A 12,835-nucleotide genomic window follows, 5' to 3' on the forward strand; every position below is an offset into this window, starting at 1 on the left:
GCCCTGGCGCCGGCATTGTGCCGCCCACGCCGGGAGCAGCCTATTGGGCAATGTCGAACATTTATTACCACGGCGAAGCAAGTGGTGAGGTGCCCTTCGGCAAGGGTTCCGTCGCGGCGGGCCTCACAGGTGATACCTATGCAGCGATCCTTGCGGGGGTCTATGTGCCCGAGTTGCACTTGCCGGGAAACTGGACTTACGCCGTCCAGCTTGCCGTCCCGCTGGGCCGAACGGCGGCCTCCGCCGAGGTCGGCCCCTTCGGGACGGACCAGCACGTCACCGGACTTGGCGACATCGCTTTCGCACCGCTCGTGTTCGGCTGGCACAACGATGCCATGAATACGTGGCTATCGGCGTCTCTGACCATCACCGCACCTACAGGTGAATGGAAGGAGGGGGACCTCGCCTTCATCGGCATGAACTACTGGACATTCACGCCGGCGATCGGATTCACCTATCTTGTCCCGCAACATGGGCTGGATCTCTCGGCCAAATTCGGCGTGGACATCAACACCAAGAACCAGGACACCGATTACTATAGCGGCGCGATGGCCCATCTCGATCTCTCGGTCACAAAGGCCGTGACCGAGAACCTGTCCGTGGGTGCGATCGCAGGCTTCCTGGACCAGATCGAAAATGACCGTAGCACGTTCGCCGACGCCCATGGCGGTTTCAGGGGCAGTTCGATCGCCGTCGGGCCGCTGGTTAAATACAAGGCCAGGTTCGGCGAGAAAACCGAGGTCGATTTAACCTTGAGATGGGCTCATGAGGTCGAGGTCGAGCACCGCATGAAGGGCGACGCGGTGTTCTTCGACATTTCCGGGAAATTTTGAGCGGCGGGACACACCAGGTGCTACTCAATGTGCAACTGGGTTAGCAACATTGTCGCGGCTTTATGCCTGCTCACGCTGACGGCGTGCGGAGGGGGACCGGAAGGCGTGCTGGCGCCGATAGCCGCCAATACGCTGTCACCGTCAGCGTCTGACGTGACGATGTTGGTGGCGACCAGCCGCAAACCTTCCGGCGATCCTGCAACGTTGTTCACGGGCGAGCGCAGTCCGACACTCTCCTTGACCGATCTGACAATTTCAATTCCGCCAGGCCGTGCGTCCGGCACGGTCGAGTGGCCGAAAAAGCTGCCACCCAATCCCCAAAAGGACTTTGCAGTCGTTGCCGCGAAAAACCTCTCGGTCCCTCAGGCCGGCGACTGGCTGCATGCTCACAATGCGAACGGTCATGTGCTCGTCTTCGTTCATGGCTTCAACAACCGCTACGAGGATTCCGTTTTTCGGTTTGCGCAATTCGTCCATGACTCCGGGGCGAAGGTTACCCCGATTCTCTTCACATGGCCGTCGCGCGCGAGCGTCCTGGACTACAATTACGACAAGGAAAGCACCAACTTTTCCCGCACTGCCTTCGAGCGGGCATTGAAGGCTTTGGCCGATGATCGCAGCGTGACGGACATAACCGTCATGGCCCATTCCATGGGAACCTGGCTCGCCATGGAGGGGCTAAGGCAAATGGCACTGCAGGATGGTCGGGTCTCGCCGAAGATCAGGAACGTAATTCTTGCATCTCCCGACCTTGATGTGGATGTCTTCGGGCGCCAGTGGACCGAACTCGGACTCGAAAAGCCGAAATTTACGATCATGATCTCTCGCGACGATAGGGCGCTTGCGATCTCACGTCTGATTTCAGGCGATGTCGACCGGGTAGGCCAGATTGATCCGTCAAAGGAGCCCTACAAGTCGAAGCTTCAGGCTGCGGGAATAACGGTCATCGACTTGACCAACGTAAAGACGAACGATCGCTTGAATCACAGCAAGTTCGCCGAGAGTCCTCAAATCGTGGCGTTGCTGGGAGCTCAACTGGCCTCCGGTCAAATCCTGACGGACTCTCGAGTAGGCCTTGGCGACGGACTGGGCATGGTGATTGCCGGCACGGTGGGAACGGTCGGCAAGGTCGCGGCAACGACGGTCAGTGCTCCCATCGCGATCGTGGAGGGAAAGAGAAATGCGCCGGCTCCCGATCAGCTCGGGACAATTCTAAAGGCCGATCCCGCAGCAGAGTGATTTCTCCTCCTGCGGCAGTCAATGCCGCCAGTTCAGCCCTCCGGACACGTATCGTTACGGTAACGTACTTCGAAATCCTGCGGCTGCATCCAAGAGTGCTGGTCGATCTCGACACTGCCCGGTTCGCAGGATCCTGCAATGAGCGTTGAACAAGTCACCGCACAATCACCGTCCGACCGCATCAACACCGAACTGTCGTCGCGCCGTACCGGCATGTCGTTCCAGCGCACCCGCATGAGCGCCGACCGCACCCTGATGTCTGTCATCCGTACGGCGCTGTCGCTGATCAGCTTCGGCTTCACGATCTTCCAGGTATTCCAGAAACTCAGAGACGCCGGCACACTCGCCCATGCCGCGGCCCCGCGTAATTTCGGCGTCACGTTGGTGCTGCTCGGCATCTTGATGCTCGTTGTCGGGATTATCTACCACATCCTGTTCATGGCCGGACTTCGTCATGAGCGTAAAGTTATGCGCGATGCCGGGCTGATCCATGCCGAAAGCGGCTATCCCGTTTCCTTCACGCTGCTCACAGCCGTGATCTTGCTCCTAATCGGTCTCGTGGCGATCAGCAGTATGATCTTCAACGTTGGACCATTCACCGACGGGACCGGCGGCTAACGGGTCGATCCGCGCTTCTCAATCACGTCATCGAATGAGCTTTGTTTTCAACCCGAGGAGTAACAGGATGGCCAAGGCACCGAAAACTGACAAACCAAATGTTCTGCTGATCTTCGCGGATGACATCGGCTGGTTCGATGTCGGTGCATATAATCGCGGGATAATGGGCTTGCCGACACCGAACATCGACCGCATTGCCAAGGATGGAGCGCTATTTACCGACTTCTACGGACAGGCGAGTTGCACGGCTGGTCGGGCGGCATTCATTACCGGGCAGATCCCTCTCCGCACAGGACTCACCACCGTCGGCATGCCTGGTGCACCGCAGGGACTGCAGCCTGAAGATCCGACCATTGCCGACCTGCTTAAACCGCTCGGCTACATGACCGCACAGACCGGCAAGAACCATCTTGGCGATCGCAACGAATTCCTGCCGACCGTGCATGGCTTCGACGAGTTCTACGGCAATCTCTACCACCTGAATGCTGAAGAGGAGCCAGAGCAGGCGGATTACCCAAAGGACAACGCACTTTTCGAGAAACTCTTCAAGCCGCGGGGAGTCCTCGAATGCAAGGCGACCGACAAGGACGATGCCACGGTTGATGAGCGTTTCGGGCGTGTCGGCAAGCAGACGATCAAGGATCACGGGCCCCTGAACACCAAGCTCATGCAGACGATCGAGAACACGCTCCTCGACAAGTCGTTGAATTTCATCGACCGCGCGCATGAAGCCGGGAAGCCATTCCTGCTCTGGCACAACACCACCAGAATGCACGTCTGGACCCATCTGTCGGAGCGGTGGGAAGGGAAGACCAAACTCGGCAGATACGCTGACGGGATGCAAGAGCTGGACTGGGTCGTTGGCCAATTGCTGCAGAAGCTCGACGATCTCGGTATTGCCGACAACACCATCGTCATTTTCTCTACCGACAACGGCGCCGAAAAATTCACATGGCCCGATGGTGGCACATCGCCCTTCCGCGGCGAAAAAGGCCTCGGCTGGGAGGGTGGTTTTCGTGTGCCGTTCCTGATCCGCTGGCCCGGAGGCGGTATAACAGGCAACCAGGTCCTGAACGGCATCGGGTCCCTTGAGGACGTGCTGCCGACGGTCCTTGCCGCAGCTGGGGTCCCCGATGTCAAGGAAAAGCTGCTCAACGGCTACGATGCCGGCAGCAAGCATTTCAAAGTGCATATCGACGGCTACAATCTGCTGCCGTACCTCAAGGGTGAAGTCGATGAGTCACCGAGGCACGAATTTATGTACTTCGGCGAGCGCAATCTGTTTGCCATTCGCTACAACAACTGGAAGGTCCACTTCGAATCGAAGGACGATTGGTTCGGCGGCGCCATGCTCAAGACCACGGTGCCAAGGCCTGTGAATCTTCGCAACGACCCGTTCGAACAACACATGGAAGCACCATTCTATCCCAACTACGCGGTCGCGAAACTTTGGACCGTGTTGCCGATAGCGGCGATTGTTCAAAAGAAGATGGCGACGTTCAAGGATTTTCCGGCTCGCCAGGCTCCGCCCGATGCGGACATGGATCAGTTCACGCGAGCGGTGCTGAAAGCCGCGGCTGAAGGCATTGGCAACTAGGTCATTCCGGTTGAAGGCGGGGCGGCATCGGACGTCGCCCCGCAGATCTTCGCGCCCGCCTGCTAACACTGCAGAAAGCCACCCCTGATGACCATTGCAGAACTCATCCCGATGGCGATCAACCTCAGTATGGCGTTGCTGGTGCTTGCGCTTGGGCTCCAGGCAACCTGGGCCGACGCGACTTCCCTTTTCCGTCAACCCAGCCTGCTCTTGCGTTCAATGGTTTCAATGAACGTGGTCATGCCCATCCTCGCCATTCTGATGGCGCTGGTATTCAATCTGCATCCTGCGGCCAAGATCGCCTTGGTCGCACTGGCCCTGTCGCCCGTACCGCCCGTCCTTCCCGGCAAGCAAAGGAAGGCTGGCGGGGGCACCTCCTATGTCGCCGGGCTGCTGGTAACCATGGCAATCCTCTCGATCCTCATTGTGCCGTTGGGCATATGGCTGATCAATCAGCCGCTGCAGCTTCAAACGAGTGTGCCTGCAGGCAAGATCATCTCCATCGTCGTCACCGGCATCCTCGTTCCGCTTCTTGCCGGCCTCCTGGTCCGGCAGTTTGCACCTGCGGTTGCGGAACGTGCAGCGCGCCCACTGTCCTTGTTTGCCACGGTGCTACTGGTCGTGGCCTTCATCCCGGTCCTGATCAAGATCTGGCCTTCCATGAGCGATATGGTGGGCAACGGCACGCTTGTCGCACTTGCCGTCTTCACTATCGTCGGCGTCGCAATCGGTCATACGCTCGGCGGGCCGATAGCGGACAACAGGACCGCGCTTGCCCTCGCCACCGGCACACGTCATCCCGGGGTGGCGATGGCGATCGCCAGCGCAACCTTTCCCGAGGAAAAGGCGGTGGTCGCCGTGGTGATCTGGCATCTGCTCGTCGGTGCGATCGTCTGCGTCCCCTACGTGAAATGGCGCTCGCGGCTGCACGCAATCAGCGGCACAGAGGCAAGCTAACGATGGCACATACTCCTTTCCGTTCTCAGGTATTGGGGAACGTTCTTCATTCAGGCTGGAAATGAAGTGATGAATGACATTGCCCCAATCAACGCCAACAACGTCATTGCCGACGCCCCCCTATTCCGCAACATGGTTTGGATCCCGGGTGGTTCCTTCCTGATGGGCTCGGATAAATTCTATCCTGAGGAAGCGCCTGTCCACCGTGTGCGCGTGGATGGTTTCTGGATGGACCGATTTACCGTTACCAACGGCGACTTTGAGAACTTCGTCGCTGCGACCGGCTACGTGACCTTGGCTGAAAAACCCGCCAACCCGGACAATTATCCCGGCGCCTTGCCAGACATGCTCTCGCCGTCCTCGACCATGTTCAAGAAGCCGGCCGGACCGGTCGATATGCGCAACCATTACAACTGGTGGGTCTACGTGCGCGGCGCCAACTGGCGCCATCCAAGAGGCCCTGCCAGTTCCATCAGGAAGCTCGCCGATCATCCGGTGGTGCACGTCGCCTATGAGGATGTTCAAGCCTACGCAAGTTGGGCAAGCAAGGAACTGCCAACGGAAGCGGAATGGGAATTTGCCGCGCGCGGTGGAATCGACGGCGCCGACTACGCTTGGGGCGACGAATTCACGCCGGACGGCCGGCACATGGCCAACACCTGGCAGGGCGAGTTCCCTTGTCGCAACACGCTGGAGGACGGATACGAGTACACCGCACCGGTTGGCTCGTTCCCGGCCAATGGCTACGGGCTCTTCGACATGGCCGGCAACGTCTGGCAGTGGACGACGGACTGGTACCAGGAACACGGCAGGATCGACAGTCCGTGTTGCACGGCTGACAATCCGCGCGGCGCTGCGCGTGAGGCAAGCTATGACCCCCGCCAGCCCGATGTGAAAATCCCGCGCAAGGTGACCAAGGGCGGTTCGCATCTCTGCGCGCCAAACTACTGCCGGCGCTATCGTCCCGCAGCGCGCATGGCACAGCCGGTCGACACGTCGATTTCACATCTTGGTTTTCGCTGCATCGTCCGTCTCAATGGGGGTGGCGACCCGTGATCCTGGGACAATGGCTGAACCAGCTGGCTGAAGTCAGCGCCCCGATCATCGATCTTCTGGCCTTGGTCCTGATCCTTGCAGGGACGCTCGAGGCCTTCGTAAACGGCATAAGAGTGATGCTTAGCCACCCGGACGGCCACTACGCTATCCGCGCGGTGTGGATGCGTCATGCAAGATGGCTGATCGCCGGCCTCACGTTCCAGCTTGCCGCCGACATCATCGAGACTTCGGTCGCGCCGAGTTGGGACGATGTGGGCCGCCTGGCAGCTATTGCCGTGATCCGCACATTCCTCAATTTCTTCCTCGAGCGCGATCAGCGGGAAGCTCGCGAACTCCAGCAGGAAAGTGAAGCGAGAAAGATGGCTACGAGTTGACGATCGTTCCGCTCTATTGAAGGCGAAGGCCGGCGAGTTGGAGCCCTTGCGCAAGTTCCGCGGTCAACTGCGGATCAAGATGACGGCGGGACATATCGGAATGGAAATCCTGATCGAAATTGGGGCGTGCTTTGCGTATGTCGGAGATGATCGCTGAGGCATCTCCCTCCCGCCCCAAGCGTCCTAGCGTTGCCGTCAACAAAAGGTCGGTGAGATAGCACCCGTTGGCCTCGCGTTTCAGGCGGACCAAGGCGGCACTCAGTTGTCCTTGGCGATACGCGTCGAACGCCAGCGTCCACTCGGCGTCAGGCAACGGCAACCCGTCGGCCTTCAGGGCATCGTTGGCAAGCCTTACCCCTTCGTCTCGCTCGCCAGTAGAGTAAAGTATCCTGGCGAATGCAGCTGCCAGCGTGGCGTTGTAAGGGTTGAGCATCAATGCCCTGCGCCCCGCTGATATCGCGGCTTCGACGTGGCCTACACGAAACTCTGCCATCATCTTGGCCGTGAAGCTGCGGGAGGATTCCGGGGCCAACGCTGCTGCACGGGCGGCATGTTCGTGAGCGGCCGCAGTCAGATCGGTCGCCGCGTCCGGCTGATCGATCGACAGGAGTATCGAGGCCAGCATCGCATGAGCGTCCGCATCGTAGGGGCGCTGCGCCAATGTGCGCTCAAGGCAAATCCTCGCTTGTTCCAAGGCCTTCGGGGTCGGCATGCTCAAGGCTAGGCTGGCCCGCAAAACGCAACCGTTGCCCAGCGTCGGATGCTCCAAATCCTTGTTGGCTTCGAGGGTATTGATCGCGCCATCCAGCGAGGCAATGCGCGAAGCCAGCCGGGAAACGAGCCGTTCGTCCGGATTGGCGGACGCAGCGGCATCGACGCGAACGCGCTCGTTGTCGGATTGAAGTGCTTCGCCTGTCTGCTGGTCGACCACCTGCCACCAGACTGATTTCTCGACCGCATCCGAGCTGTATTTCAGCACCAGTCGGTAGCGGCTTCGGGGCGACGCAGCCGAGGCTTCGTCGGTCGTGCCTGAAGTATAAGCGTCAGGGGCCGACAGCCGCAGTGTGCTGAAGTCAGACAGAGCACTCATGAGCAGGTCACGTAGGGCGGTCGCTTCATGATCATTGGTACCGTCCAACTGTAGATCGACGGCCACAGTCGGCCTTTCAGAGATGGCCATCGTGTTCCAACTGCTGAGCAGGTTGAAACCCGCGAACAGCGCCACAACGAGCAAGGCAGCACCGGGAAGGCGTATCTCTTTCAGAATGCCAACTGCGCGCGCGACTGCCGTCGGTCGATTAGACTTGATCGGCATTGTCCCCCCTAGAAGGGGATGCAGGATACCTGAGCGATCGCCAAGATCATCTTCGGCCCGATTTTGCCCTGCAAACATTGGCACATATCTGCCTTTCGGCAGTTCAATGCTGACCTCACGGCTCGACCCGTACAGTTCATAATAGCGGGACAGTGCAGACCGAAGGCGAGTGGCCTCGATTCGCACGATCGGGTCCGTGGAAGCGTCAAAGGACGAAGGGCGACCGAAGACGTCGACGGCTATGGAATATGCCTTGAGTGCACCCTCACGTCCGGCAAAAAGCTCTTCCGCAACGAAGCGAAGAAACTTCTTGTTTCGCTCCGAACACTGAAACTGCGGATCCGAAAGGACACGCTCAAGCTCCTCGCGGGCTTCGAAACAGCTGATTGCCAGATATTGGATCGATCGAACATCTACTTCGTGGTCTGTATTCACGACACGCCCCTTGGTTCGCCGACAGGTCTTGCGTGTTCATTTTCGATGTTTCAGCCTAAACGCCAAAGGGCCCCGTCGCTATGCGATTTGTGCCAATGGCCGACTTGCAATCCACCTGTTTAGGTAAAAGTGCAAATGTTGGTTTATTCCTGACGTGCTCGCCATGTGGAGAATGAGGCGTCCGAAGCCTTCCGCTCGGCCACAAACAAGTACACTTGATTTTTAACTTAACCATCGAGCCGTTTTCACCACACGTTTGCGTGGAAAAATGCTATATGTCGGCTGCGGGGGAGGGTCTTAGGGATCGTCCCATGTCGGATAGTTTGAGCGAACATTCAGCGGAGAGGCAGCGTTCCAACAGTTGCGAGGATGGCGGACTGGCCCTCCCTGGGGTCAGGCCGAACTCGGTCGCGCCGGAAGTCCACATCCTCAGGCTTCAAACCGCGGAAGACCTGCGTGAAGCGGTGCGTGGTGCGGATCTGAAAATCGTGCAATTGGCGTCGGGGAAATTCGACGGGCATTTGATGCATGCGCAAATTGGCTCGCTGTCTTTGAGCACCGGCGACTTCGGACCGGACATCCGGGCTCGTGGTGTGATGAACCAGGACATGGTTACGATCGGGATGATGCTGGAGAGCAGCGGTGAGGTCTCGCAATGGGACTTTGAGGTTGTTCCCGGCGACGTCATCGTGTTTCCCAAATCCGTCGAACAAGAGGGGCGATTTACAGGCCACTCGCGCTACGCGACGATCACTCTCAGCGAAGAGGCGCTTGCTGATTTTGCGGCGGGTGAGCCCATCCTGCAGGATCCAAAATTTTGGACCAAGATCTCCAGGTTTCACAGGTCGCCGTCCCTGCGCACGGGTGCATGCGGTGAGATAGCTGGCAAGATTGAAAAGCTGCGCGGCGGGGCAGGTCCCCACTGCGAGGCAGGCGTGAGTTACCTCAAACGGTCACTTATCGAGGCCTTCATATCAGGCATAGTCGATGAGGTATCCAGCGAGCGCTACGACAAGCTATTTTCGGGGGCGAAACTGGTTCGCGATGTCGAAGACTACGTTGACGGGGTGGAAATCGGCAGGCCGGTGCACATCTCGGAATTGTGTTCAGCACTCACCGTTTCGCGGCGCACCCTCCACCGTGCGTTTCAGCACTCGCTCGGGTTGGGTCCCGTAGCCTACCTGCGTCTAAGGCGTCTGGCTGACGTCCATCGGATGCTTACAGTGGCTGATGCTGCACCTGCCGGCGTTACACAAGCGGCGCTTGACTATGGATTTACCGACTTGGGACGGTTCGCCGCATTCTATAAGAGAATCTTTGGCGAGGTTCCTTCTGAGACACGCCACAAAGCGATGAGTTACCCTCGCTAGAAGTTCGACGGCGAGAAACACACGTCTGCGACTGGCCTCTTTGCCAAGGTCGACGTCTGTTCCGCAGCAGCGCGGATTGCACTGCGCCCTGTGGCGCCCTCAAGAACGCGCGATTGAACCTGATGCGGCACGGATGGTTCGAGATATCAATAAGCCGCCAGTCCGTTCACGGCCCCAAACCGGACTGTGGCGGAGCGCTGCCTTCATGGGCAGCAGTCAACCAACTGACACCTGTTCCATCATCCAGTTTGGCAGGTATCCGGGCTCATTTTTGCAATTTTGGCACGAGTTGGCGTCGTTTTGACGCCCCAGCCGGAACCTCAGCCTAGCTCTGCCGCTTACGCGTAAACTGACCGACGTCAAAACGACGGATCCGGCACGCATCTAAAGCATTGTTGTACATGGCAAAACTGGCGCACCCGACAGGATTCGAACCTGTGACCTCTGCCTTCGGAGGGCAGCGCTCTATCCAGCTGAGCTACGGGTGCTTCCCGGTGATCCGGAAAACGAACCGGCCGGTGAACCGGCAAGTCACGGCTTCTTAGCGGAAGCCGGCGCGCGCTTCAACGGGCAATTGGCAATTGGGCGGCGCGCCGAGATCGAGCATTGGACATGCCGGCCAGGCTCGCGCACTGTCGGTCTTTTGCAGGCTCGCTGCCCTTTTTGGGAGCTCATCCCCTCAAAAAGGTCCATTGGGCTCTGGAGCCGAGTCCATCGCTGGTCATTCGAGAGGCGAGGACTTTCGTCCGCCGCGGGAACAATGCCTACTGCCCCGCCTCACCCTTCACGGTCCGCCGTCTCACCCCGCGCACGGCCCGTTTCGCCTTCTTGGCACCGGTCAGCTCGTGCATGGCGTCGAGCTGCATCTGCTGCATTTCGGCGAGCCGCGTCCATTGGCGCGAGATGAGGTAATCGAGTTTTTCGTGCAGGTGGCGCACTTCGAGCTCGGCCTTGAGGTTGACGCGGTAGTCGTTGAAGGAGCGCAGGCGATCCTTGGTCTCCTGTCGCTTCTGGCTCATCATGATGATAGGCGCCTGGATGGCGGCAATGCAGGAGAGCAGGAGATTGAGCAGGATGAAGGGATAAGGGTCGAAGGCGCCGATGGTACCCTCGAACAGGTTGATGCCGATCCAGATCAAGAGCACGCTGGCGAAGGAGATCAGGAACCACCAGCTGCCGCCGAAGGCCGCCATGTTGTCGGAAACGCGGTCGGCAAAAGAGCGATGCTCCTCGAACTCCTCCTCCGAGTTTTCGGAAATCGTGTCTTGTCTCGCGATCGATTCCACCACCTGGCGGTCGAGCTCGGAGAATTCGCCGTGCTCCTGCTGCAGCAGTTCCTCCATGTAGCGCATGCGGTAGCGGCCGAGTTCCTCGCGGCTGATGCGGGCGCCCTTGGGCAGGTCCGGGTGGTCGGAACGGATGCGGTCGGCAAGGCTCGGGCGCAGATCGTCGATGCGCACCAGGTCGCGCTTGCGGAATTTGCGGCCCGAGATCGCCGACGGCTTCCGCTTCGGCTTTATGCGGGAGGAGCCATGGCCGGCGGGTTCGGAGTCCGGCACTTCGGGCGTGTCGAAATGATCGTCCGAAACCTCGTGCGGATCCCCCGTCGTGATCGGCGCCTCGAAATACTCGCCGCCGCTGTCGTTCTCATTGTCCGCCGCCTTCTGCTCGGATGCCTTGGGAACGGTGCTCATGATGCTGGCTCCTGCTGTGGCGCTGATAGGGAGGATACGCCGAGGTGGCGGGGCATATCCACTGTCGGATTGCGCTGCCTATGCCATGGCTTCCAGACGATTGCGTGACAGTCGTGAAACAATAGCCGGCTGCGGGTCTTTTGTGGCGTTTCGCGGATTCATCGCGCTGGGCTATCACGGACATTCGCGATTGGCCGAGGCGTCCCCAACTCGTCGTCCCTGGGCGAAGCGGCGTCGCGGAGACCCTGGTAACCATGCCGGGACGTTGACCGCAGGATGCAGCGGAGCGGAGTTTTGCACCGCAGCGGCGCTCGGAGGCCGCGGCATGGATCCGCGGGTCTGCGCCGCGTCGCTGCGCTCCTTGCTCCGCCCGTGGATGACGAAGTCGAGGGAGGCTCCTCTCCTCGCTGCTCACTTATTGCTGTTCGGCGAACATAAGCCTGGTCTTAGCGTCGGCCGTGGTCGGCGACAGGCTGCGCTGGATCAGCGCCTCGACATGGTCGTTGCGCTGGCGGGCTGAGTCGGCGCCCATCACCACCACGATCAGCTGGCGGCCGTCGGCATTGTAGGAGGTGACGATGTTGAAGCCGGAGGCCCTGATATAGCCGGTCTTGATGCCGTCGACGCCGCGCACCCGGCCGAGCATGTCGTTGTGGCCGCGCACGAGCTTGCCACGGAACATGAAATCGCTTTCGGAGAAATAGTGGAAATGCTGCGGGAAGCGCTGGCGCAGCGCCATGCCGAGCACCGCCATGTCGCGCGCCGTCGTCATCTGGCCGTCGTCGGGCAGGCCCGAGGCGTTGCGGAAGGTGGTGCTGGACATGCCGAGCGAACGCGCCTTGGAGGTCATCATGGCGGCGAACTGGTCCTCCGAGCCGCCAAGATATTCGCCGACCGCCACCGCCACGTCATTGGCGGATTTGACGACGATGGCGCGGATGGCGGAATCGACATCGATGCTCTCGCCGCGCCGGAAGCGCATCTTGGTCGGCGGCTGCGAGGCGGCATGATCGGAAACCGGGATCTGCGTTTCCTTGGTGACGCGGCCGGACTCCATTGCCTCGAACAGGAGGTAGAGCGTCATCATCTTGGTCAGCGAAGCCGGATAGCGCTGCGCCGTCGAGTTGACCTCGAACATCTGCTTGCCGGTCTTTGCGTCGACGACGATCGCGGCATATTTCTGCGGCGGCGCGGGCACGGCCAGCACGGAATCCGGCGGTGTCGTGGTCGAGCAGCCGGCGACCATCAGCAACAGGCCAAGGGCGACGAAAAGTCTCTGGAGGATCGGAAAGGGACGCAGTTTGGACAAGGGCAAGACGTTCTGGCGATGCTGTTGCTGAGATAAGG

The 12,835-nt window shown here is 59.7% G+C and carries 11 protein-coding genes and 1 tRNA gene; 8 read left to right on the plus strand and 4 right to left on the minus strand.

Annotation, left to right across the window (positions count from 1 at the left end):
• The first annotated feature begins 50 nt into the window (after positions 1 to 50).
• The 7 genes from EB815_RS02880 to EB815_RS02910 all read left to right on the plus strand — a co-directional run bounded on the left by EB815_RS02880 (position 51) and on the right by EB815_RS02910 (position 6,674).
• The gene (locus EB815_RS02880; RefSeq protein ID WP_171883268.1) at positions 51 to 833 is read left to right on the plus strand and encodes a SphA family protein; all 783 of its coding nucleotides are present in this window, start codon (positions 51 to 53) and stop codon (positions 831 to 833) included.
• Positions 834 to 860: 27 nt separating this feature from the next.
• Positions 861 to 2,072: an alpha/beta hydrolase gene (locus EB815_RS02885; protein ID WP_056568631.1), complete on the plus strand. Its 1,212-nt coding sequence runs from the start codon at positions 861 to 863 to the stop codon at positions 2,070 to 2,072.
• Between the two features lie 138 nt (positions 2,073 to 2,210).
• Positions 2,211 to 2,690: a YidH family protein gene (locus EB815_RS02890; protein WP_056568628.1), complete on the plus strand. Its 480-nt coding sequence runs from the start codon at positions 2,211 to 2,213 to the stop codon at positions 2,688 to 2,690.
• 67 nt (positions 2,691 to 2,757) lie between these two features.
• The gene (locus EB815_RS02895; RefSeq protein WP_056568625.1) at positions 2,758 to 4,287 is read left to right on the plus strand and encodes an arylsulfatase; all 1,530 of its coding nucleotides are present in this window, start codon (positions 2,758 to 2,760) and stop codon (positions 4,285 to 4,287) included.
• 87 nt (positions 4,288 to 4,374) lie between these two features.
• Positions 4,375 to 5,244, plus strand: a complete 870-nt coding sequence (locus EB815_RS02900) for a bile acid:sodium symporter family protein (protein WP_056568622.1) — start codon at positions 4,375 to 4,377, stop codon at positions 5,242 to 5,244.
• Positions 5,245 to 5,376: 132 nt separating this feature from the next.
• Positions 5,377 to 6,300, plus strand: a complete 924-nt coding sequence (locus EB815_RS02905) for a formylglycine-generating enzyme family protein (RefSeq protein ID WP_155772511.1) — start codon at positions 5,377 to 5,379, stop codon at positions 6,298 to 6,300.
• Positions 6,297 to 6,674: a DUF1622 domain-containing protein gene (locus EB815_RS02910; protein WP_065005423.1), complete on the plus strand. Its 378-nt coding sequence runs from the start codon at positions 6,297 to 6,299 to the stop codon at positions 6,672 to 6,674. Before EB815_RS02905 ends, EB815_RS02910 begins: the two co-directional genes overlap by 4 nt.
• A 13-nt stretch (positions 6,675 to 6,687) precedes the next feature.
• On the opposite strand, the gene EB815_RS02915 is transcribed toward EB815_RS02910, so the two are convergent.
• Entirely contained in the window at positions 6,688 to 8,424 is a 1,737-nt protein-coding gene (locus EB815_RS02915; protein WP_065005424.1) for a tetratricopeptide repeat protein, read from the minus strand.
• A 311-nt stretch (positions 8,425 to 8,735) separates the two neighbouring features.
• Here EB815_RS02915 and EB815_RS02920 point away from each other — a divergent pair, with 311 nt between their 5' ends.
• Positions 8,736 to 9,794 carry an AraC family transcriptional regulator gene (locus EB815_RS02920; RefSeq protein ID WP_162258904.1) on the plus strand — a complete coding sequence of 353 codons (1,059 nt, stop codon included), beginning with the start codon at positions 8,736 to 8,738 and terminating at the stop codon, positions 9,792 to 9,794.
• Positions 9,795 to 10,205: 411 nt separating this feature from the next.
• On the opposite strand, the gene EB815_RS02925 is transcribed toward EB815_RS02920, so the two are convergent.
• The 3 genes from EB815_RS02925 to EB815_RS02935 form a co-directional block, all read right to left on the minus strand.
• Positions 10,206 to 10,282: transfer RNA gene (locus EB815_RS02925), tRNA-Arg, on the minus strand.
• Between the two features lie 276 nt (positions 10,283 to 10,558).
• The gene (locus tag EB815_RS02930) at positions 10,559 to 11,488 is read right to left on the minus strand and encodes a DUF1003 domain-containing protein (protein WP_056568611.1); all 930 of its coding nucleotides are present in this window, start codon (positions 11,486 to 11,488) and stop codon (positions 10,559 to 10,561) included.
• A 415-nt stretch (positions 11,489 to 11,903) separates the two neighbouring features.
• Entirely contained in the window at positions 11,904 to 12,797 is an 894-nt protein-coding gene (locus tag EB815_RS02935; RefSeq protein ID WP_056568608.1) for a D-alanyl-D-alanine carboxypeptidase family protein, read from the minus strand.
• Between the last annotated feature and the right edge of the window lie 38 nt (positions 12,798 to 12,835).

Source organism: Mesorhizobium loti (assembly GCF_013170705.1).
In the GTDB taxonomy this organism is placed as follows: domain Bacteria; phylum Pseudomonadota; class Alphaproteobacteria; order Rhizobiales; family Rhizobiaceae; genus Mesorhizobium; species Mesorhizobium loti_D.

Bases quoted from the DNA above. Each gene is read 5' to 3' on its own strand.
- EB815_RS02880 (WP_171883268.1), top strand. From the start codon at position 51: ATGTCGAACATTTATTACCACGGCGAAGCAAGTGGTGAGGTGCCCTTC.
- EB815_RS02885 (WP_056568631.1), top strand. From the start codon at position 861: ATGTGCAACTGGGTTAGCAACATTGTCGCGGCTTTATGCCTGCTCACG.
- EB815_RS02890 (WP_056568628.1), top strand. From the start codon at position 2,211: ATGAGCGTTGAACAAGTCACCGCACAATCACCGTCCGACCGCATCAAC.
- EB815_RS02895 (WP_056568625.1), top strand. From the start codon at position 2,758: ATGGCCAAGGCACCGAAAACTGACAAACCAAATGTTCTGCTGATCTTC.
- EB815_RS02900 (WP_056568622.1), top strand. From the start codon at position 4,375: ATGACCATTGCAGAACTCATCCCGATGGCGATCAACCTCAGTATGGCG.
- EB815_RS02905 (WP_155772511.1), top strand. From the start codon at position 5,377: ATGGTTTGGATCCCGGGTGGTTCCTTCCTGATGGGCTCGGATAAATTC.
- EB815_RS02920 (WP_162258904.1), top strand. From the start codon at position 8,736: ATGTCGGATAGTTTGAGCGAACATTCAGCGGAGAGGCAGCGTTCCAAC.
- EB815_RS02930 (WP_056568611.1), bottom strand. From the start codon at position 11,488: ATGAGCACCGTTCCCAAGGCATCCGAGCAGAAGGCGGCGGACAATGAG.